This window comes from Aurantivibrio infirmus (genome assembly GCF_054767315.1).
This window is the reverse complement of record NZ_BAAFSK010000005.1, coordinates 105,436-126,771: the sequence shown is the minus strand read 5'-3', so window position 1 is coordinate 126,771 and position 21,336 is coordinate 105,436. Positions and strand designations below refer to the sequence as shown.

Genomic DNA, 21,336 nt, shown 5'->3' with positions numbered 1-21,336 from the left:
CAAACCTCAAAAGGACTACACCATGCCAATGACAATAAAAAAAATGTTACAACTTTCTTTCCTTCTACTCGCAGTTTCTGGCGTGAGTTTCGCTAATAGCGCGTATTCTAGTGAGCTGAAGTTGAGCTCAACAGTGATTTATGTTGAAGACAATGCCAAAGAAGTTCTCGATTTTTATGTCAAAGCTTTTGGCTTTGACATCCGCTATTACCAAGAAGCCTTGGATTTTGGTGAGCTAGAGACCGGTGGCGTGTCAATTATGATTGCTTCCTATCAAGCCGGCGCGTTTATGGTGGGCGAGAACTTTAAAACCTCGGCGAGCAAAAAACCGGAAGATGTTGAGATTGCATTTTTAACGGATAACGTAGAAGCAGCTTACGACAAAGCTATTTCCGCAGGTGCAAAATCGGCACGCGCCCCACAGACTTTCCCTTGGGGACAGACCGCTGCTTACGTCTATAGTATTGAAGGTACTCTAATAGGATTCTTAACCCCGATTCCTGCTGCCAATTAATCTATTTTTGTTGCTTGGCTCGTGCGGCACAACCAGACGCTTCGCTTTTAAAGACACTGCAGATAGAATCGATGATATTTAACAAAAGGTAAACATATGAATTTCACATCGTTTTCCGAATTGTTTTCTGATTACAGTACAAGATTTCTAGATATTTTTTCACAACCTGAAACCTATACCCAAATTGGCTTAGTTCTGCTTATCTATGTCGTGGCCTACATTCTCGCCAACAGAATTCGTGCCCACCTCCCTTTCTTTGACGCCAGCCAACAGGCCATCGAAAGTCACTTTATTCGAAAGTACGTCGACAAACTCAGCAATTTAATTTTTCCTTTATTAGCCATCTTAATGTTGCGCTTATCGGTGGAAGCCGTTCAAACACTGATTGATCAACGTTGGATTGTACAAACCGCTCTGACAATTGCCGTCTTGTTGTTGGCAAACTCGATAATTGATGACTTCGTTAAAAATAAAATTATTGTCAGGGTTTTCAAGCTCATTGGAATTCCGCTTATCTTTTTACATATGATTGGCGTGCTTGATGACCTTATTACAACGCTGGAATCAATTCAGTTTGCTGTCGGCAATATAAAAATTACCGCCTACGGTATTTTACGAGTCACTATTTTTGGCTCTTTGTTATTTTGGATGGGAAAAGTTTCCAACCTTACTGGCAAGGAAATTATCCGCCGCCAGGAACAATTGGATTACCGCACCAGAGAAGTTGCCGCAAAACTATTTGAATTCTCAATTGTTGTCGTTACTTGCTTACTGTTATTGCAGGTAATGGGTATCAATCTAACAGCCCTTGCGGTTTTTGGTGGCGCCCTCGGTGTTGGTCTTGGTTTTGGCTTACAAGCAATTGCGTCCAATTTCATATCCGGAATTATTATTCTCCTCGACCGTTCTGTCGCCATAGATGACTACGTTGAACTCGAAGATGGAAGAACGGGCGTGGTACGCGAACTGAATATGAGATCAACCACTTTAGAAACCTTCGACGGCAAAGATATTATGGTGCCGAACGAAAAATTTATTGTTGAATCATTTACCAACTGGACCCATAAAAACAAAAAACAACGTTATCGTGTCGACTTTTCCGTTGCCTATTCAAGTGATGTTCGCAAACTGGTCGACATTATTAAAGAGGTTGTGGGCAGCCACGAACAAGTTCTTAGCGGTGAAGAGTACCCAATTGAAGAACGGCCGGATTGCGAAATTGATAGCTTTGGCGATTCTGGGATTAATATGTTCGTTGAGTTTTGGATGATGGGTATCGATGACGGGAAAAATCGTGTCGGCGGAGATTTATTGTTGATGATTCTTGAGGCCATACAAGAACACGGCTTCGAGATCCCCTTCCCACAACGAGAAGTTCGAGTGTTAAATAATAAATTTGAAATCAACAAAGTCGGCGACGCGGAAGAGTTTTAATTGTTCTGCCTAAGTATTTGATCTGCACGCACCCATAAAAAAACCGGCTCCCTGACAAGGAACCGGTTTTTTTTAAATCTTAAATTTGTTTTCGATCTAGACTTTCTTATCCGAAAGCATCAAGCGATCAAAACCAATCGCAAAACCTATGCCCTGCTTATATTTTCCACCGCCGACAACTTGCTTTTGCGCACCGAGTTTAGGCACCGTAATTTCAAAGCCTTCATCAACGTAATAAGCTAAACCGCGCTTAACGCTTTCAAAAACTTCGTAGTCTGGCGTTTGCAAAGCCACCATTGAAGTCGCGAGATCAATCAACTCTCGGGTGATATCGGGCGAAGATGGATTAATAACCTCAACACCAAATTGGAAAAATTCTCTGTAGCGCCCCTCTTGAGGTCGCTCATAGCGCCAGCAACGTTCGAAATACCACAGCTTCACATCTTTGTTGCGGCGGTAATGCTTATCGGCAACTAACTGAACCGTAGCGGTACCTTCGGGACGAAGACACAGCTCTCGACCCTTCTTGTCTTCGAACACATACATTTGACCCAACACTTCTTCGCCGGCCTTATCTCGGTAGACCTGGGCAGGCTCAATACTCGGCAAGATGATTTCGTCATAGCCTTTGGCTTCCGCCAGCTCAATCATCTTATTCAAAAGCGCTCGCCGCTTCTTGCTCTCATCACCGCTGATGATGCGCACACCACGAGCCAAATTATCTATCTTAAGTTCCATAGCTTAACCATCATGTTTAACTGTCAAAATCTCGCTGTCGAAATCCTGCCATCGAAAGCCGCGGGATAATACCAGAATCGCTAAACATTCAAAACAGCTGCGAGCAGCTCTAGGTCCGTTTAGCTCCGATCGCAGGCGCTAATTACCAAAGCGATAGCGCAGCTTCACCACGAACTGTTCAGACACCGGCTCATCATAGACATCAGAAAACATATCAGAGAACTCTTCGAAGGTTTGCAATTGGCGCTGCAAACCATTTTTGGTATAGACAAGAAACAAATCCGACATGGGAGCAATCTCCCAGCGATAACGTACTTGGAAGTTCAATGTCGAGATACTGAAGTTGTCAGAGGGATCGCCAGGCGCCTTAGTACGATCAAGTAAAACGCCCGCCTTTGCGGGAATCGTGAAGAACTCATCTTCAAAGGCCTTAATCCCAACCCACTGTAAAGACGCACGAAATTGTTGGCGCGCGGTAAAGAAATAATCAATATTAAACTTCGCACTCCACTCTTCGGCATCAAAGGTGACCATATTGGTGCCACCGCGATGCAATAACCAGCCGTAACGTTGCTTATGACTGAGATCGAATTCTGCAGTCAGGCTACTCAAGGGCCGCCAGCTTAAACCAACAGCGAATTTATTATTATGCCCGCCTAGTTCTTCACCCTCATACCGGGCACTAAAATCTGCAGTTAAATTCCGAGAAGAATCTGTGCTGTAAGCCAATTCGAGCTGGGAGCGTTTCTCAATTTCATAGGTACCGTTACCAAAACTGTTTCGATCTTCATAACGATCCGGAAAATGATTTAAATCCCAATGAAATGCTGACAAATTATTAAAAGTTAAATCCCCTTCCCAAAAAACGCCGGTACGAATAACTTTCCAATCGGTATTCCATTCGTGGGGGATTAATACTTGCGTCGAAATATCACGGCCAAAACTTATGTCTGAACGATTTTCTTGAAAAATATAACGCGTACCGATTAAATCATTACGACGAAAAAAACCGAGGTCATTAATATTGATGGTCTTGTCGTAATATTCAAACGCGGCAATATGGTTTCGACCTTGCTTAGGGGTGTAACGCATATCAACAAAGCCGCCGCCACCTTCACCTTCGACATCAATATCGGAATAAATAAGCTGGCCGTCCCACTGCCACTTACCCGTGCCGGATAAATAGTGTCCATCAACCGCATGCACTGTCGCATCTCGATCTGGGTGCGTTGACGAAGTACTCATCCAACCCACACTTTGCGATGCACCCGCGCCAGATAATTCGTAAACTGCTCTAGCAATAAGGAAATCTCTACCGTCTTGATCGAGATCGACTCGATTACCCAAACCATCTTCACCGCGAAAACGCGTTTCATCTTCTTGTGCGGCTAAGACGCCGTAGCGCAAAGCACCGGATTCACCGGTTACCTTTAATGCGCCATTTAATTCTGCGGGCTGACCCAGTTCCGTTTGCGGAACCGTGACACCCAACGGTATATTCGGCCTAAATGCGCGACCACCAATTCTGCGCGTGTTCAACAAGGTTGTCGGCACTCCTGAGGTTGCGCGTGGTGCTGCAATAAAAGTTTCTTGCCCCTCTAAAAAGAACAAACGTTTTTCAGGAAAAAAAGTTTCAATCGCGGTGAGATTAACAATAACGTCATCGGCCTCAACGTTACCGAAGTCAGGATTTAATGTTGCTGACAACTGAAAGTCTGTCGACGGTCGCCAGAAAAAATCAGCACCAGCTTTGTAATTCACTTCGTCTGCAACGCGATCAAAGGTTGTCGATGCATAAGGGAAAATTCGGTATTGCTGTTTCGGCGCAACGTTGGTCACTTCAACTTGGTCAAGTACCGACATAAATTGTGGTTGCGTGCTCGGCAGTGCTGGCCAAGCCCAACGCTCATTTTTATAAGCGACTTTCCGTGAAGCATACACACCCATTGCCCGCGCGCCCTCTGTCTTCGGCATACTCATCATCGCCCAAGGCAAAAACATTTCCGCACTCCAGCCTTGTTCGGTAACCGCGGTTTCACCCCACCAAGGGCCATCCCAATTACTCGCATAACGTCGCTCTGGCAAAATCGTGCCATCCATTAAACTGCCACCCAAGGCAATACCAAACCAATAACCGTAACGCGCTTCCGAAGAACTATCGAAGGTAATAAAAACCGCGTCGCGAATTAATTGTCGCTGATCTCGCGAAGACAATTGACTCACCAAAGTATCTCGTGGCTGATGCATATCAAAGCCCACGTAGATACCTTTACTGTTGTAAAAAATATGCATGTTGGTCGGGTATTCACCGGGCACCAAGGTATCCGGTTCAACAACGCCGAAGTCGCCGATTTTAGCTGAAGTTTGCCAAATCGATTCATCTAAACGACCATCGATAGTAATGTCGATATCGTCACTAACCAATTGCAGTGTGATGGGATTAGGAACGCTAATATCGGCCTGTGACTGCACTTGGGTCGAAAGCAATATGCTGATGGAAAATAGCAAACCCCAATGAGATGATTTTGCAGATGCTATTCGTGACAAGATCCCCGGTAATACATTCTTCATTTTAAATTCCCAAAAGTAGCCATAAAGCTATTCTTATTTATTTCTCTTACGCTTTCATCTGCACACAGCATTATCTGCGATCGACGATCAATCGTTTGAGTTCTTGATTTGAAGTATAGAAAGATTTTATTGAAAGGCTCGGTTAATTCTTTAATCTTGATAAAAAATTTCACCATCACTTAACTAGACTACTTAGCTGGCTTGCGTAACTGGCTTGCTTAACTAGCATCGAGTAAGGTTTTCGCGCTGAAAATTTTGGCGGCTAGGATGGCCTGATTTGCAGAATATTTAAATAGAGAATTGCACCGTTATTTGTAAAGTTATTGCATATTATGTCAACAAAAACGTCGAATCGATTTCAATTTGCTGTAGCGTAAAATGACCCGGCAGTATTTAGGCTATTACCAGGCGATGCCCCGCCCTAATCTCTTCAATCCTACTTTCAGAAAGCCCCGCTCGTTCGCCATATTGTGGCCACCGTTTAACAACATTCATTATTTCTTCGAGAATTTTTTCGGGTCTCGACAAACTAATACTCTCGCCCACCGCGAGTAAATCCTGTTGAGTAAAATGATCGCGCTTGCCGTTGATTGTCATTTGGTGTTTGTTGGTCCATAAACCCGCCGGGTTGTGGGAATACACCACATCGTAGGCCGGAGACAAATGCCATGTGCCTTGTTTATCCATGAGAAAGCCAATGTTCTTCGTGTGGTCATCTTGATTACGCGCAATCACATTAAACAACATTCGGCGGTATTGTTGCTCCGCATCCGCCTTTGACAAGCGCAAACGCCGCATCACCATAAACGCTTGCTCATAACTATAAGCACCCGCCTGATTAAAATCGTAATGCGCGATACCGCAAAGAGATTGCATGTGAAGTTTTTCGCCATCGACACGATCAAATCGTTTTGTCATAAAATGGGCGCGACCATTTTCTTCCAACAGACGACTTTCATTCATCACAATGCCAGCATCTAAGGCCATCAAATAATAAGCGTACTCAATACGACCAAAACCTTTTGGCTCGCCCAATTCCAAATCCGTGACGCCATCAAATTTTAAAATCCAATAATCATAACCTGCTGGCGCCTGCGCCTGACCAGACACCACTTTGCCTGCTGCATTCATCGCGATAACCGCTTTCGGTCGAGCACCACCGGCAGAAGTCCCGACGCGCAAAATATCTAAAATTGCATCGGCTCTTTTTTTATCGCTCTCGGTGATTGACGATGCTAAGGATTCTCTCTGCTGCATAATTTGTTGCGATAAAGAAACGAGTTCAGCAACTTCGACCGGCTCGGACTTGTCGTACTTTTCAATCGTCGCGGGCAAAAACTCCAAAGCGCCCATCGCCCGCTTACCGGTGTAACACAAACGCTCCACCGGACTAAATTCCTCAGCACTTCTACCCTGCCTCGCCAACCATGCATCAATAATTCGGTTACCAAATTTATCCGGTAAGGCATCCGCCAACAAACCCGGCAGACCTAAATAAGTCGCGTTATTTAATTCAGGAAATGAAAATATTCTCTTACCTTTTGTTGCCAACTCCAAAGGCATTAGCACCGGTGAAATATCGAGACCCAATTTTAAAAACGCCGGCTCGAACTCAAACACGCCATAATCTTTGTCTGCCAACCAAGAAACAGCACCGACAGTCTGCCCCCATAATTCAACAATCGCCGTATCGACTTTTTTTACTCCCTGCTTTACCACGCGTCCTTGTCTCCCTCTGGTGTAGAGCGCTCTGCAATGCCTGTCGTTAATTCGCTCTGATTTACTTTGTTACGAATTCCCGTCGCCCGCTCCCGCATCTGCCCCTTCTGCTTCGCCAACTGCAAAGGGCTGATTTCCGGCTCAGCAATAAAATGGTTTAGTTGCTCCAACTGCCCCAACTCCCTCAGTACCGCAATCAAACTGGCAAGCTTTCCCTTTCCCGATTCCAGGGATTTTATGGTGTTCAACGACAAAGTCGTGGCATCCGCCAATTGTTGCTGGGTGATGTTCTGCCGCAAACGCTGTTGTTTTAGGCGTTCGCCCAATTGCTTGCGGATGGCTTTATCGGACATTGAGTACAAATCCATAACAGTCTACTTTTTGGCTATTAATGGGGTATTTATTTGTTAATGGGTAAAATAGCAGCTATTGGGTGGATTTGCTAGGGGTTTGGTGGTTATGGATGGTTTTTGGTCTTTTATTTGTTTAATTTGGCCATTATGGACTTATTTTAGGCTATTAACTAATAAAATTGTTGAAGTTTTAGAAGCAAGATCGCAGGGGGTAGCCCTGCAGCTAGGCACTTTTCTTTGTTCGGCCAAAGAAAAGTACCCAAAAGAAAGGCCGCCCGCCATCGCTATACCCTCTCTCCAAGTCATTTTTAAGAGCCGGTCTGATTCGACTTCCTGTCTCTCCATCCCTAAATCGCACTTCCTGTGCGATTTGCTCTTAAAAATAACTTTCCGTTCGGCGCTCAGGAAGGGGGATTGAGAACCAAAGAAAAAGAAGTCTTGCGCGCCAATAACCAATTGCCATTTGGCGTTTAAACTCTTACTCGTACATAATGCGGAAACCGCGTTTTAAGAAATCGATTTCAAAGTTGTTTATAGGGATTCCTTTCTTGTTGGTGATTTGTCTTACAAATAACAAAGACAAAAAAGATTTAATAATTGGGGTCAGACTGAACCTCCCCAAATAAACGGACACTTTTAATCAGAGACTTTAGTCTCAATAAGGAATATCCGTTATTTGGGGAGGTTCAACTCAAAGTAAATTTTATTAAAAGCAAGGAAAAATCATGCCTAATTTACAATTTTTCCTGGAACCTCCTGGACCGAAAGCTAACGCCGATCGGCCTCCCCCACTCGTTATACAAGCCGACTCGCTTTCTCTAGATGTTATTAAAGCTATTCCGCTTTTTTTGATAGAAAACGTAGATGCTGTTCATAACATTGAGGGCTTAGATACGCACTTGGAAGCCAGGCCAATCCAAATTGAAATTTCTGGAGAAACAAGGATAAGTGAAAAGGTAATCTGGTCTATCGTTATTCAGAACTTACCAGACGCTGCAGAACTTATTGTTCGCTATGTGAATGCACACCTAGATAGAATTCCAGACAATGGCGAACTCGGTTGGTGTTCCTTTCTTGATATCGTAGGTCAAGAAGCTTTGTATGCATTTCTCGACTTGGATTTATCAGAAATAGATGACAAAGGTAGTGTGTTAAAAATAATAGATTGTTTTATTTTATTTATTAAGCGTTGCGATTTAGATCACTATTATTTACCAGAAAGTTATATCGAAAATATTTTGAATTACAGGATCGATGAAGATCAGTATATTGATCTTCTAACTTATAGACTTTTTAATGGACAAGAAGTCTTAGATGGGAATTATGAGTGGGCTAATCGCTATTTATCAAAAAACGGAGTGCTTAAATTAGTTGTTGATAAAGCAATAGAATCTGACAAATACGGCTCACTAGACACCCTTGATATTCTAAAATATTGCGCTCCTGTCTACGGAAACAAGCATGAACTTACAAACGATGTTCTAAATTATTGTTGTAAGTTGGTTCCCAATTTTAACCGCACCAAAACGTTAAAAAATTTCCAACCTAGTCTCATGTGTCAAAGATCAAAATGCGACGCGGATTGGGAACGACGCAATGTTGGCAGTAAGTATGCGTCAATGAACACAGGGTTTCATTATTATGATGGGGAAAAAAATACATGGGAAATCTTAATTCCTGAATAAATAAACAAGACACCAAAATCAAGGGGTCAGATACTGCCTTAGAAATCAAGCGCCTTTATCGTGGGTGTCCCGCCTTTATCGTGGGTGTCCTATTAAGCTATTAAAATCAAAGGTAACTCTTAATGAAAATTCCGGCTTTTTTGGTTTTACTCCTAATTTCATGCGCTGTCATTGCAGCTGAAAGAGACTACGAAAACATGACAATTGGAGAATTGGAGGACGCATTGAGCGAAGAGGAGCTCCTAAATCTGTCAGCTGAATTCGTATTGAATAAAATGTTTTCCGAGCGTAACGTAGCAGCAGATTACGAACTCTTTATTGCCGCTCCTTTATCAAAACTAATGTATTTTTACGACAAAAACGAAACTGTGGATTCAAGAACCGCGATTAAAAAATTTCAACGCGACTTAGAGCACAAGCAAACAGGAGATCTAACGTTTGGTGAATTTGGAGAACTGACCGAAAGAGCCGAAAATTTCTCAATGCAAAAAATAACATTAGGAACTTTTGGGGATAATATTAAAGTTCATTTTACTGATGATTTTGCATTTTCTGAGGGAACATGGATCATTGAGAACGATAAAATCGCCAATCCAATAAACCATGCAAAAATAACTTGCTATAAGGGCAGTAAAGAGTGTGTTATCTATGACGCATCTATTTACAACATAAACAGTCATGTCCTAAGTCTAAATGACGACTACTATGAAGTATTGAGCTGGAATGAAAATGAAATAATTGCACAATCTACCGGCAATGACTCTTGCAGAAAAGTTACTATGACCTTAAACGCGATTAATAATGAGGTTTATCAAATAACAAGGAACAATAACACTAACAGTGAAACGTGCTCATCTCTCGAACCGCTTGCCTCTCCTCGTGTTTCAAAATTGGTTCCTGGATGGCAAATCTCTTATGACTATTGGAATAACCTAGAAGAAAAAAATAAGAGGAATTATTACAATAGTGATTACATGAAGGAAATGGAAATCGTTAAACAACTAATGGAAAAGGCAGGCCTTTGAGTTTTTTAAATAGATCAGACACCCAAGTTGAAAAGGGGTCAAGTCTTGACTTAACACATTAAGCTTCTTAGTCCTCGTAGATAGATAAAACAAGGCAACTAAATCAATAGGGTCAGAGTAATTGATATATAACTTTTCTTTGAGGTTCTTTAAATCAATTACTCTGATCTTATGATTCTTATAATTTTACATTCAATAAATAATAAAAAGGAAATAATCCGTTAACGAAAAAACTCTCCCAGTGCTTTCTATACTGCATGAAGCATTGCTGTTGCCAATTAAATACTTTAACCCTCTTGTCAGAGTTGGTTTGCCATTGATTTTCTGTGGCGTGTTCTGGATTGTATGGAGCAATTATTTTTCAGAAAATGGGATTGGAGTCTTTTCGATAATCATTGGCGTATGTTTCCTAATAGTTTTCCTTATATCTTTGGTTGCGGCGATTGTAGGTTGCCATAGAATTTTTATAATGGGCCCGAATGCGATTAAAGAAGATACGCTTCTAAATTGGTCAGGTAATGAAATTCGGTACGTAGGGTGGTGGGTGTTAATTGCGATATGCGCAATTATAATTTCAATACCGATTAATCTATTAGTAACACCGTTGTTATATACATTTTTTCAAAATACTTTAGAAAATTATGTACTTGCTCTGGTTTTTGTGGGGCTTGCAAATATCCCTATTTACTATGTAGTTAGCAGGATAGCTCTAGTTTTACCTTCATCAGCGATAGGAAATAGAGGGGAAGGCCTTGATAGGTCTTGGAGCCTTTCGGTGAACAATGGGTGGAGGTTAACTTTTTTGATTGGCCTGTTACCGTTTTTACTAGATCTACTATATAACTTGCTACCCACACAAGACTCTGTCTTGTATTCATTATTTATCTGGGCATTATGGTTGGTCGTCGGCGCGATAGAAGTAGGATTGTTGTCCTTAAGCTATAGATATCTAGATAATCAAGAAGTTTAATAAAGGGGACGGAGGGATTTAAATTCAACCAATTACAGATTGATCAAATTTAAATCCCTCCGGCCCTTTTATTGGCCCTTTTATTGAAGTTAGTTTGTAAAATTTAGAATCAAAGGGTCGAATCAATTTAAGAATTTTCGGCGAGCTCGATCCACACCAATAATTAGAATTTTATTTGACCTCAATTTTCTCATTGAAAGAATATAATTTCGTCCTTGGAGAAACGTGTTTTTTGCATTTTTTGGTAGGTATCGTCAGGGCTTCGATACCCTAGAGCAACCAACGCGGTTGAACTGTATTCGCCTTTGGTGATTCCTAGGTGTTTGTCCAACGCTTCGTTAACGAACCCTTCCATCGGGCAAGCATCAATTCGAAGGATGGCGGCCGTTTCTATCAGTATCCCCAAAGCGATATATGTTTGGCGTTGTGCCCAAGATAATATAGGCACATTCGCTTTGGGGTCTCCGTCTAGTAAGGTGTCAATGATTGCTTGTTTAAAAATGTGCAAATGAGATTGTGACGATGGATTAGTGTTAATCGATGTTTCTATATGTTCATTTATATAATTTATATCGAGGTTGTTTCGGGCAGACAACACTACTAAATGAGAACAACTCTGAATTTGTGGTTGATCAAATGCTATTGAGGATACCTGATCTTTGAATTTTCCCCTCGGTAAAATATCTATTCGCCAAGGTTGTAACCCGTAGGAAGATGGAGCAAGACGTAGAGATTCTAGTAGTATGTTTAGATCTTCCTCACAAACTATTTGTGGCGAAAATATTTTTGTTGCGTAACGCCACCGCAATGCCTCTAATACATCATTCATCTTATTGTTCCTCCTCAGTGAAATTGGCGCTATAGTATTGCGAAAAAACTCTTCAAGAAAGAAGGCAGTTTTTGGTAACATAGGCACTTTTTTGAAACCATAGAATTACTGGAGCGTGTGTGACAAGAGAAAAACCACAGTTTTGTATCGCTGAAGCAAAACCAGTTTGTCCAATATTAGATGCAATGAATATCATTGGTGGAAAGTGGAAAATTTTAATCATTTATCACCTTGGCTACGGTAAAAAACGCTTTGGGGAGTTGCGGAAGATGTTACCGAGTGTGACTCAAAAAATGCTTACTCAACAATTACGTGAACTAGAAGGCGATGGTGTGATAGATCGAACCATTTACCCCGAAGTCCCTCCGCGAGTTGAATACAAGTTAACTGCGTTTGGAGACAAGCTAGAACCAGTGTTGAATGAGTTGAGCTTTTGGGGAAAAGAGGTTCAAGCTCGTTCTGTAGTTGAGAAGAAGATCGGCCAAGGATAACCCCCTCCCAAAAAAATTGTGGACAGTGGATGAAGATGAAAGGTGAAGGATGTTCAATAGTCGTGAGTGGAAAGTTTAGAACCGGCTATAAAAAACACTTCAAAGAGTATTCAGATGCAATTCGTGCCTATATTGAAAAGCATAATGGTGTTGTAATTCGTCGCCAAGAAATACTCAATACATTGTATGGCAAACATTCGCTCGACTTGTTTATGTTAATCGAATTCCCTAGTCAGGGGCTGGCGGAAAAATTGTTTTTCAGACAGGAATATTTCGATCTTATTCAGTTACGCGATAAAATTTTTAGCGAATTCAATATGTACCTATCTCCAAATCAAGAAATCTAGGGCTGCACTCCGAAAAAAAAGCGGAAAAATGATTTTAGATCAATGGGTTCAGAGTAATTGATTTTTATAAATAGAATTGGCTAATTTTTATTTTTATAAATGAAGGATAAAGAAACCAACTACTCTGAGCCTTTGATTTTCCACTGTCGGAAATGGTGAAATTAATTTTCCGATGATTTAAATTAACCAAATAATAAAAACCGGACAAAACCCTATGCTTGAAAACTACCTCTTAGTCATGCTCCGTGGTTTCAAGCGCGAAAAAGTTTATGTACTGATTAATATCATCGGTCTTTCCTTGGCTTTAGCCTGTTCCATCATCCTGGGGCAGTACATTCACAGCGAGTTAAGCTATGACCAGCATAATATCAATCATGAACGTATTGCTCGTGTTGCTGTTGAGGTCAATACCAATGGGCAGTATTTATCTACTGCCGAGTCATCGCCTGCACTCGGTCCATTAATCGAACGAAGTTATCCTCAGGTCGGAGACTACGTCCGATTTAATCATATTGGACGCGACACAGTTTTACGTACCGACACGTTGAAATATTCCTGGGAAGATATTTACTTTGCTGACAACAATGTTTTTGACATTTTTACTCACCGGGCGACGTACGGTAATTTACAAAATGCTTTGTCTGATCCCTCTTCCATTGTTGTTAGTGAATCCCTAGCGAGGACATACTGGGGCGACGCCAACCCTGTAGGTAAGTCAATTCGACTCGAAGATTCGCAATACCGAGTCAGTGCGGTATTTGAAGATCTACCCGAAAATAGTCATTTAAAATACGACGCGCTGCTGTCTTACGATGTGAGAATGGCGAGCTTTGGCCGTAGCAATGAAGACTTCAATTCAAGAAATCTATTAGTCCAAATGGATTTCACTTATTTTAAAGTGCCAGAAGGTTTCCGACTGAATGAATTAGAGCGAACCCTCAATCAATACTACGCTGAGAATGGACGTGAGCTTGGCGAGAAAATTGGTATGGATATTACTTATCGGGTGCAAGCTTTGGCCGATATACACTTCGATACCGGCTGGAATTACGATAGACCTACTGGAAATATTTTTTACCTTTACGGCTTTTCTGCCGTTGCCTTGTTTATATTATTGGTCGCCTGTATTAATTACACCAACCTTGCCACTGCCCGAGCCACTAAACGCTCGAAGGAAGTTGGTATGCGCAAGGTAATAGGCGCAGAAAAAAAACATCTTATTGTTCAATTTTTAGGGGAATCTTTGGTCTACACATCGATTGCATTTTTTCTAAGCTTAGCCTTAGTTGAAGTATTGGAGACCTTTTCAAACTTACCCTCCTTAATAGGAATGCAAGAATTACTTAATCTACAACAAGACCCTTCTCTCGTTATTTGGCTCGGCTTACTGGCTTTAGGCATCGGTATTGTTGCGGGCCTTTACCCAGCCTTCTACCTGTCTTCGATATCACCTAAAGCGGCTTTAACCGCGACTCAGCACAGGAACTCGAGTAAATTTTCTCTTCGAGAATTCCTAGTGTGCATCCAGTTCTTCGTGTCTATTTCGGTGGTTGCCTGCACATTGTTAATGGCTTTACAGATGACTTATGTTTCCAGCAAAGCACTGGGGTTCGAAAAAGAAGAAAGAATTTTTATTCAATTACGCGGCAGCGACGCGATGGCAAAACTCCCCGTGATTCGCAGTGAGTTATTAGACAACCCAAATATTCTCGGTGTTGCCGAATCTTCATTTATTCCGGGCGGCGATACAATGGCGACCGTGGTCAGCGTTGAGTCTAGCGACGGCGCTATGGAGAGTGGCAGGCTATGGATCATGAATGTTAGCAAAGAGTTTTTTGATGTGATGGGGATGAGTATCGTTGAAGGACGAGACTTTTCACAGAGCTTATCTTCCGATGCTGAAAATTCTCTTATTGTTAATGAAGCCCTTGTTAGGCAAATGAACTGGGAAAACCCGCTGGAAAAAAACATAACCATTCGAGTCAGTGAAGGAGAGCGTCGGGTTATGGGTGTTGTTAACGATTTTCATTTTGCCTCCTTGCGACGATCGGTGCAGCCTTTAGCGATACAACTCATTCCGCCGCGCGAACTCGCAAGTGATTCAACTACACAAGAGAACACCATAGCCCAACCGCTTATCATCCAGCTATCAGGTGACGATGTCGCTGAGACAATCCGCCATATCGAGTCCGTGATCGCTCAATTCGATCCCAATCATTTATTTGAGTTTACGTTCTTCGAAGATGCCCTTAATGAACTCTACACCTCCGAAGAAAGCCTAATGGCATTGACCGGAATTTTTTCTATTATTTGTATTTTTATTTCGAGCATCGGTTTATATGGTCTTTCGGCATTTAATACCGAACAACGAACAAAGGAAATTGGGGTCCGAAAAGTACTAGGAGCTTCCGTGAGCTCGATTGTGCTGATGTTAGCCAAAGGCCAATTGATATTAATTGGCCTATCAGCTGTGATAGCGTCGATTGTTTCTTATTTAGCAATAGACAATTGGCTAACCGCATTTGCCTACCGAAGCGAAATTGCTTATTGGGTATTTTTCGTCTCAGCGCTTTCTGTCACCACGATTGCCCTTGCAACAATTACCTTACAGTCCGCGAAAACGGCTCAAGCAAACCCAGTAGAAGCGTTGCGCTTTGAATAAAGAGAAAGCCGGAATAAATTTATTTTTTGCTTTGAAGCTTCCCTTCAGAACACCGAACAGAAAGTTGTTTTTAACAGCAAATCGCACACGATGTGCGATTTAGGGGTGGGGAGGCAGGAAGTCGAACCAGGCCGGCTTTTATTTTGGAGTTCCGGGGACAGTTTACTTAATTATTTATCTTGTAACCAAAAGCACTAGGGCGTAGATACACTGCAGCGCTAATACGTGAAGTGCTTATGCTGAGCCCAAGACTTGAATTGAGTAAATCGTCCCCGGAATTTCCAGTTTATTTAACTGCTATGAATATAAGTCATGAATGAAGCAACAATTGCAACCTTAATGGCAGTAACGCTGTTTATCACAGTTGGCATATTGGCCTGGAATTTATTACCGGAAAGAGTTTATCTGAAAGAAGGTTTCATTCAAAAAAAATATCGAGGAAAGTCAGAGGGTATTAAGCTCAGCGAGCTAAAAGAAATTTTGTACAGTTACCATGCCGTTGTTGGCTTCATTGGGGTTTGGGAATTTTATGATATTAACGGAAAGGAACTCACGGTCGATAGCCAAGCACTCGGGGTCAAATCGTTACTTTCAGCTTTGGAACAACAGCTAAACAATTTCTCTCTACAAACCTTTCAACAGGAATTTGAAGCTGGTGACGTCGAGGACACTATCCATGTTTGGAAAAACAAAAATAAAGAGCACTGATTAAACCTACCCAAATTTAACGCACACACTCGAAAGGAGGCAATGATCCCAAACGAGAGCGTACCCCCTCAACTCCAACAAGGTGAACTACAAGGCAAGAGAGCCGCCTGGGCTGAAGCGGCTGGGAAACGCTGGCCGCTTGCTTGAAGGGAAATACTGGGTATCCACCATAACTCTATGAGTCGCCTTCATACTGTACCCATTCTGTATTACCTTTGATAAAATTCCGCCAAATTTTCAATGAGTGAGCACAATGGTCCAAGCGCAAAATATTTTAGCAACAAACAATGACTTACCTATTCGTACTGACCAACCCATCCACAGTGGCAAGGTACGCAGTGTTTATTGGTTAACTGAGACTGATAGCAAGCGGCTGATTCAAGAGAGAGGCTATGACGTAGCCCCCGATGCCCCACTAGCTATTATGGTTATCAGTGATCGTATTAGCGCCTTTGAATGTGGCTGGCATGCTGAAGGTGGCTTACAAGGTATTCCTGGCAAAGGCGCTGCACTCAATGCCATATCTAATCACTGGTTCCAGCTTTTTAAAGACAATAATCTTGCTGATAGCCATATTTTAGATATTCCGCACCCTTTTGTATGGATTGTTCAAAAAGCTCGTCCAGTGATGATCGAAGCCATTTGCCGCTCGTATATTACGGGTTCAATGTGGCGTGCCTATAGCAAAGGGGAACGTAATTTCTGCGGTATACAGCTACCTGAAGGACTGACGAAAGATCAAAAACTCCCCGAGCTTTTAATGACCCCAAGTACGAAAGGAATTCTAAAGGGCATCCCCGGAGTACCTGAACAGGACGATGTCAATATCAGTCGCAACGACATTCGTAATAATTTTTCTGCTTTCAATTTTAAAAACGAAAGTGATATCGATTTATATGAAAAACTGCTCACTGAGGGATTCGATGTTATAAGCAATGCCTTGGAAAACCTCGACCAGATCTTCGTCGACACTAAGTTTGAATTTGGTTACGTCACTGACGCACAAGGTCAAGATAAACTCATCTATATGGATGAAGTCGGCACGCCCGATAGCTCACGTATATGGGATGGCCCACAATTTCGCGAAGGCAAGGTTGTTGAGAATAGCAAAGAAGGGTTCCGACAATTATTGCTAAATCATTTTCCTGATCCGGATATTTTACTCAATAAAAATCGCATGGATGAACGATTAGCGCTGGCAAAAAACAATGCATTGCCTGCAGCTATGTTCGAGCAAGTCAGTCAAACCTATGTGGATATCGCAGAAAAAATTATCGGTAAACCTTTACCGCTTTCAGATAATCCCAAACAAGAAGTGATCGATATTTTACGGAAAGAATATCAATTAATTGATTAGGCGCAATTTGGGAACAGTTTTATTTTTTGATTCCCCCCATCAGAGCGCCGAAAGGAAAGTTATTTTTGAAATGTAAATCGCATACAATGTGCGATTTAGGGATGGCTGGAACGAGGATACGGCGAAGGCGTGGATACACTATTAGTTCAGCATGTCTCGTGCTTCACTCCTTCAAATTCGCAAAAACTGCGACCCGAATCTGTTCCAGAAAGGTTTATCTTGGGTACTTCTTTTGTGCGCGTAAAAGAAGTGCCGCGCCTGTTGGGCAAACCCGGTTAACTAAAAGACCGTCAAAAAACACATACCCCCCGCTGAACTTACTAATACGCAAAGAGTCCTACTTCTATCACACAAATCCCAAATCCACAATCCAACTTGATAAGTTACCGCAAATTCCAAAACAGGAAGCGTGAATGAAACCTACCGCACGTAAATTATTATTCACAATACTATGCGCCAACATAATTGCCTGTGGTGGTGGTGGTGGTAGCGACGGTGGTAACAATAACGTAAATCCTGTTACCTCTTTAAGCTTGGTTGATTCTTTACCTCAGAACAACAGTGTAACAAAAGTGGTGAAGCCTCGTTTTTCTCTAAGCCACCTAGCACCCGAAGGCTTGAGTTACGACTATTCAACGCCCTGCAACCTAACTAATTCACGGATCATTATTCGCGATACGCAAGACATCGATAACGCCGCCAACAATAAACTGCTTGACCATCTTTTGTCTTGTAGTGACGACTTATCACTTAATAGTAATCAAACGCTCACTCTAGAAGAAACATCGATGACAACCACAACATCGAGAGAAGCGAGTATTTCATTTGCGAGCCAAGCATCCATTACTGCGGCTAACAATCTTATTATCGTTAATGAAGAGGAAACTCTAGCGCTGAATAGTATTGGCAACGTCACCCCGCTTTCACTACTCGATGCCGTTATTGACCGCACCGCTTTATCGCCATTGCTTGAAGCGATACTTGATAATTTATTAAATAATATTGCCAATGATGAGCTACCGAACTTATTTAATCCCTTAAGCGATTTTGATGTGGTTACTCAAACCGTTTTATATGAATCAATAGACCCCCTAGGCAACCAAACGCAAACGCTTTCAGGTCTTATCGCATTCCCACAAACAAATGGTGTCGCTAACTTCACTGCTAAGAACGAAATTATTTTACTTAACCACTCCACCGACCTTACTCCCAGTGATAAAAACGTAAGCGGAGCTTGGTACAACTTAGCAGTCGTACTTGCCAGTCGCGGCTATCTCGTCATTGCTCCCGACAACTACGGCTTAGGTAATACCAATACCGCGACAGAAACTTACCTACAAGCGAAGCAGACAGGAATTAATTCTGTCGACCTAGTCTCTGCCGTTATTGATTCTGGAAATTATACTAATGTATTGAGTCCTGCCCCCGGCGCAAAAAATGTTGCCATTGTTGGTTACTCTCAAGGGGGACATAGTGCTGTTGCTGCGTGGCAAGAAATATTACACATGCGCCAAGGCGAACTTAACACCACACAACTTTTTACCGGTGCTGGCCCGTACAATGTTTATGAAACAGTTAAAGGTCTCATCAACTATGTCAATGGGACTTGTCTCTTGGATGACTATTGTCGTTACGTCAACGATGACTTGGTCAATGCCTATGCGATAGAACGCATCTTGCCGCCGTTATTTGACTACACCGAGACCGGCTTGAATGAAGTTGATGTTATCAACGGCACTCAGCTCACAAGTAATTTTGCTTCCGGCTTTATGGCCAACGATAGTGAATACAATCAATTAAAAGCATTATTACAGCTCAGCAGCTTTACCAACATTAGCAATTCAGACGTCGCTTTCGCAGACCCAACTCTCGATGTTTATTTTTATCACTCTGACTTCGATCGCCTTGTCGCACAAGCCAACACAAGTGAACTAACAAATGAACTTTTAGGTAATGTACAAAGCATCAATGACCAAAGTGCTCTCTGTAATTCCAGCAATATACAATTATTATTTGCCAACATTAGCGAAGTGGGCCCAATACATGGAATTTGCGGAATAATTATGATTGATGATGTATTGGGGCGTTTTAATTAGATCGATGTTATTAGAGTAGAATAAATATAAGTATATATAAATTGGGTCAGATAAGAGTTTTCAATCAAAAGCCTGCAAGTCATATCCAAATTAAAACGCGACGGTAGTAGCATAAACTCCGGGGAAGCACTTTTAATTATTTGGGCTGGCAGTTTCGCGCTATTTCTTAAAGAGTATATTGATATCTACTTACTGACAGATGGCTTTTTGACGCCACTATTGGATAGGCAAAGCGAAAACGAATCACATGAAATGCTTTTGAATTTTCGGGATGCCTTTAGCGGGGTTTTGGTTTACGTTATCGCTGGAATAGTATTGGGCATAATTAATGCTATTCTCCGCCAACCTATTTTTTTATTGTTAGCGATGGCCAGTTTTGTTTTGGTTCCAACGATGGCTAGCAGCGATAGCTTTGACTCAGATATACTTTTTTGGCTTTCTTGCTTTGTATCTGCCATGGGAGTCTTAAGTATACGAGAATTCAGCCGAGATTCAGATATAAAAGAAAAATGAAAATACGGGATAAGTATTTTTGCGGAGGATTGGCCTACATCATCAACTTGTTTTATTTATTCACCGCCATTTGCGGTCATAGTTCAATTCGTTATTCTGGAGTGGTTTATGGGTATTGGAGTGGCTATTGTTTATTTCCCGCTTTATATCATTATGGTAATAACATCATTTATTACTTTTTCTATAATTAAAAAATCCACACAATTGAATTGGCGCCATCTTTTTTTTGGTCATATTCTTGGAACAATTACTACACTTATATTGATCTGGATATTAAAAAATATAGAAGGCGAAAGTGAATGGGCAGCGTTCTTTGCGCAATGTGCAGCCAGTATATTTATGCCACTCTGCACCGGAATAATATTGGCAATATGCTCAGGGGTGTTTTCATCTCAATTTAAAGCTATATTCAAGAATCTTACGGCGGGGGCATTGTTTTCCGTGGTAACCATCCCCGGGATTGCATTGATCGCTGCAGAAAATTATTACAACATCGTAAACTACTATAGCTTTAGCAAAATTTGCCGGAACGCCGAAACTAAGTTTTTGGAAGATGTACCACAAGCAAAAATTGTGATGTTTGAACAAGATAGAATCTATTATCCGAACGGAAACTCTCGTCAAATTGCAACTTTGTTACTTGTGCAAAGTTTATTGAATTCAGTTGAACGACCAACAGGCCAAGAAAGTGAATTCTATAAGGTTTCACCTATCGAGGAAATCAGCATTAATGGTGAAAAAATACTACGAAGTTATAACATAAATGATTCAAGACGCAATGAATTCGTTTATAAAGGAGTGCAAGAGTCATCAGCTGAATATATTGTTAATTCTCAAATATTAGAACCACCCCAATTGAAGAAAAAAGGGATTGGTGGAGCAAGAATTGAGATACGAAAGGCATTTGACGGAAAATTAATCGCATATTCACAATATTATTGGGACAAAAAAACTAGCAAGTCTTGCATTCTACCAAAAAAGACTGGGGGCTCTATATCCTTTCTTCTAACCGCATTAAATATAATTCACCCTGATGGCATTAAAGGATATGAATAAATTATCTCACAGTAAAAATATAAGTGGGGTCAGATAAGAGTTTTCATTTTTTTCCTGGGGAGCCCCACCACCACTTTTAATTTAACGTTTATCTGACCTCAATTTCTCTTTAAATTTACGGCCGAAACACCCCTCCCCCCCTCAAATTATGGAATAGAGCCAATATTTAAGTTCTTACAAAATCATAAAATAAAATGGTCTCTATTGATCGATCTCAATATTGCAGATTAAACCATTAGGTACAGTTAACGTTTACGTCATAATCTTT

General features: G+C 41.5%; 18 protein-coding genes. 13 read left to right on the top strand and 5 right to left on the bottom strand.

The features are described from left to right. The first annotated feature begins 22 nt into the window (after positions 1 to 22). Both ACYUCY_RS12260 and ACYUCY_RS12255 read left to right on the top strand, forming a co-directional pair. Complete coding sequence (locus ACYUCY_RS12260) at positions 23 to 514, top strand: VOC family protein (RefSeq protein ID WP_460226791.1); 492 nt, start codon at positions 23 to 25, stop codon at positions 512 to 514. A 96-nt stretch (positions 515 to 610) separates the two neighbouring features. Further along, on the top strand, positions 611 to 1,948 hold the full coding sequence (locus ACYUCY_RS12255) for a mechanosensitive ion channel family protein (RefSeq protein ID WP_460226790.1): 1,338 nt from the start codon (positions 611 to 613) through the stop codon (positions 1,946 to 1,948). 96 nt (positions 1,949 to 2,044) lie between these two features. Here ACYUCY_RS12255 and ACYUCY_RS12250 read toward each other — a convergent pair whose 3' ends face one another. From ACYUCY_RS12250 to ACYUCY_RS12235, 4 genes are all read right to left on the bottom strand, one after another. Further along, positions 2,045 to 2,686 carry an ATP phosphoribosyltransferase regulatory subunit gene (locus tag ACYUCY_RS12250; protein ID WP_460226789.1) on the bottom strand — a complete coding sequence of 214 codons (642 nt, stop codon included), beginning with the start codon at positions 2,684 to 2,686 and terminating at the stop codon, positions 2,045 to 2,047. A gap of 138 nt (positions 2,687 to 2,824) precedes the next feature. Next, the gene (locus tag ACYUCY_RS12245; protein WP_460226788.1) at positions 2,825 to 5,257 is read right to left on the bottom strand and encodes a DUF5916 domain-containing protein; all 2,433 of its coding nucleotides are present in this window, start codon (positions 5,255 to 5,257) and stop codon (positions 2,825 to 2,827) included. Positions 5,258 to 5,650: 393 nt separating this feature from the next. Next, positions 5,651 to 6,976 (bottom strand): type II toxin-antitoxin system HipA family toxin, encoded by a 1,326-nt coding sequence (locus ACYUCY_RS12240; protein WP_460226787.1) that lies wholly within the window; start codon positions 6,974 to 6,976, stop codon positions 5,651 to 5,653. After that, positions 6,970 to 7,329 carry a helix-turn-helix domain-containing protein gene (locus ACYUCY_RS12235; RefSeq protein WP_460226786.1) on the bottom strand — a complete coding sequence of 120 codons (360 nt, stop codon included), beginning with the start codon at positions 7,327 to 7,329 and terminating at the stop codon, positions 6,970 to 6,972. Before ACYUCY_RS12235 ends, ACYUCY_RS12240 begins: the two co-directional genes overlap by 7 nt. A gap of 725 nt (positions 7,330 to 8,054) precedes the next feature. Here ACYUCY_RS12235 and ACYUCY_RS12230 point away from each other — a divergent pair. The 3 genes from ACYUCY_RS12230 (at position 8,055) to ACYUCY_RS12220 (ending at position 11,009) form a co-directional block, all read left to right on the top strand. Further along, positions 8,055 to 9,014, top strand: coding sequence for a hypothetical protein (locus tag ACYUCY_RS12230; protein WP_460226785.1), 960 nt, complete (start codon positions 8,055 to 8,057; stop codon positions 9,012 to 9,014). 122 nt (positions 9,015 to 9,136) lie between these two features. After that, positions 9,137 to 10,039 (top strand): hypothetical protein, encoded by a 903-nt coding sequence (locus tag ACYUCY_RS12225; RefSeq protein ID WP_460226784.1) that lies wholly within the window; start codon positions 9,137 to 9,139, stop codon positions 10,037 to 10,039. A 241-nt stretch (positions 10,040 to 10,280) separates the two neighbouring features. After that, positions 10,281 to 11,009 carry a hypothetical protein gene (locus ACYUCY_RS12220; protein ID WP_460226783.1) on the top strand — a complete coding sequence of 243 codons (729 nt, stop codon included), beginning with the start codon at positions 10,281 to 10,283 and terminating at the stop codon, positions 11,007 to 11,009. Positions 11,010 to 11,199: 190 nt separating this feature from the next. Here the strand turns inward: ACYUCY_RS12220 and ACYUCY_RS12215 are convergent, their stop codons facing one another. After that, positions 11,200 to 11,838, bottom strand: a complete 639-nt coding sequence (locus tag ACYUCY_RS12215) for an NAD(P)H-dependent oxidoreductase (protein ID WP_460226782.1) — start codon at positions 11,836 to 11,838, stop codon at positions 11,200 to 11,202. A 119-nt stretch (positions 11,839 to 11,957) separates the two neighbouring features. Between ACYUCY_RS12215 and ACYUCY_RS12210 the strand changes: the two genes are divergently transcribed. The 8 genes from ACYUCY_RS12210 to ACYUCY_RS12175 all read left to right on the top strand — a co-directional run bounded on the left by ACYUCY_RS12210 (position 11,958) and on the right by ACYUCY_RS12175 (position 21,068). Next, the gene (locus ACYUCY_RS12210) at positions 11,958 to 12,329 is read left to right on the top strand and encodes a winged helix-turn-helix transcriptional regulator (protein ID WP_460226781.1); all 372 of its coding nucleotides are present in this window, start codon (positions 11,958 to 11,960) and stop codon (positions 12,327 to 12,329) included. Between the two features lie 29 nt (positions 12,330 to 12,358). Then, positions 12,359 to 12,676 (top strand): DUF1330 domain-containing protein, encoded by a 318-nt coding sequence (locus tag ACYUCY_RS12205; RefSeq protein WP_460226780.1) that lies wholly within the window; start codon positions 12,359 to 12,361, stop codon positions 12,674 to 12,676. A 214-nt stretch (positions 12,677 to 12,890) separates the two neighbouring features. Further along, positions 12,891 to 15,338: an ABC transporter permease gene (locus ACYUCY_RS12200; RefSeq protein ID WP_460226779.1), complete on the top strand. Its 2,448-nt coding sequence runs from the start codon at positions 12,891 to 12,893 to the stop codon at positions 15,336 to 15,338. Between the two features lie 312 nt (positions 15,339 to 15,650). Continuing rightward, entirely contained in the window at positions 15,651 to 16,046 is a 396-nt protein-coding gene (locus ACYUCY_RS12195) for a hypothetical protein (RefSeq protein ID WP_460226778.1), read from the top strand. A gap of 253 nt (positions 16,047 to 16,299) precedes the next feature. Continuing rightward, complete coding sequence (locus ACYUCY_RS12190; RefSeq protein WP_460226777.1) at positions 16,300 to 17,403, top strand: phosphoribosylaminoimidazolesuccinocarboxamide synthase; 1,104 nt, start codon at positions 16,300 to 16,302, stop codon at positions 17,401 to 17,403. 413 nt (positions 17,404 to 17,816) lie between these two features. Beyond that, positions 17,817 to 19,499 carry a lipase family protein gene (locus tag ACYUCY_RS12185; RefSeq protein ID WP_460226776.1) on the top strand — a complete coding sequence of 561 codons (1,683 nt, stop codon included), beginning with the start codon at positions 17,817 to 17,819 and terminating at the stop codon, positions 19,497 to 19,499. Positions 19,500 to 19,751: 252 nt separating this feature from the next. Further along, positions 19,752 to 20,012, top strand: a complete 261-nt coding sequence (locus ACYUCY_RS12180) for a hypothetical protein (RefSeq protein ID WP_460226775.1) — start codon at positions 19,752 to 19,754, stop codon at positions 20,010 to 20,012. A 108-nt stretch (positions 20,013 to 20,120) separates the two neighbouring features. Next, positions 20,121 to 21,068 carry a hypothetical protein gene (locus tag ACYUCY_RS12175; protein WP_460226774.1) on the top strand — a complete coding sequence of 316 codons (948 nt, stop codon included), beginning with the start codon at positions 20,121 to 20,123 and terminating at the stop codon, positions 21,066 to 21,068. Positions 21,069 to 21,336: the final 268 nt, after the last annotated feature.

Excerpts from the sequence above, each read along its gene's own strand:
- ACYUCY_RS12260 (WP_460226791.1), top strand. The coding sequence starts at position 23 with ATGCCAATGACAATAAAAAAAATGTTACAACTTTCTTTCCTTCTACTC.
- ACYUCY_RS12255 (WP_460226790.1), top strand. The coding sequence starts at position 611 with ATGAATTTCACATCGTTTTCCGAATTGTTTTCTGATTACAGTACAAGA.
- ACYUCY_RS12250 (WP_460226789.1), bottom strand. The coding sequence starts at position 2,686 with ATGGAACTTAAGATAGATAATTTGGCTCGTGGTGTGCGCATCATCAGC.
- ACYUCY_RS12245 (WP_460226788.1), bottom strand. The coding sequence starts at position 5,257 with ATGAAGAATGTATTACCGGGGATCTTGTCACGAATAGCATCTGCAAAA.
- ACYUCY_RS12235 (WP_460226786.1), bottom strand. The coding sequence starts at position 7,329 with ATGTCCGATAAAGCCATCCGCAAGCAATTGGGCGAACGCCTAAAACAA.
- ACYUCY_RS12230 (WP_460226785.1), top strand. The coding sequence starts at position 8,055 with ATGCCTAATTTACAATTTTTCCTGGAACCTCCTGGACCGAAAGCTAAC.
- ACYUCY_RS12225 (WP_460226784.1), top strand. The coding sequence starts at position 9,137 with ATGAAAATTCCGGCTTTTTTGGTTTTACTCCTAATTTCATGCGCTGTC.
- ACYUCY_RS12215 (WP_460226782.1), bottom strand. The coding sequence starts at position 11,838 with ATGAATGATGTATTAGAGGCATTGCGGTGGCGTTACGCAACAAAAATA.
- ACYUCY_RS12205 (WP_460226780.1), top strand. The coding sequence starts at position 12,359 with ATGAAGATGAAAGGTGAAGGATGTTCAATAGTCGTGAGTGGAAAGTTT.
- ACYUCY_RS12200 (WP_460226779.1), top strand. The coding sequence starts at position 12,891 with ATGCTTGAAAACTACCTCTTAGTCATGCTCCGTGGTTTCAAGCGCGAA.
- ACYUCY_RS12195 (WP_460226778.1), top strand. The coding sequence starts at position 15,651 with ATGAATGAAGCAACAATTGCAACCTTAATGGCAGTAACGCTGTTTATC.
- ACYUCY_RS12190 (WP_460226777.1), top strand. The coding sequence starts at position 16,300 with ATGGTCCAAGCGCAAAATATTTTAGCAACAAACAATGACTTACCTATT.
- ACYUCY_RS12185 (WP_460226776.1), top strand. The coding sequence starts at position 17,817 with ATGAAACCTACCGCACGTAAATTATTATTCACAATACTATGCGCCAAC.
- ACYUCY_RS12180 (WP_460226775.1), top strand. The coding sequence starts at position 19,752 with ATGCTTTTGAATTTTCGGGATGCCTTTAGCGGGGTTTTGGTTTACGTT.
- ACYUCY_RS12175 (WP_460226774.1), top strand. The coding sequence starts at position 20,121 with ATGGGTATTGGAGTGGCTATTGTTTATTTCCCGCTTTATATCATTATG.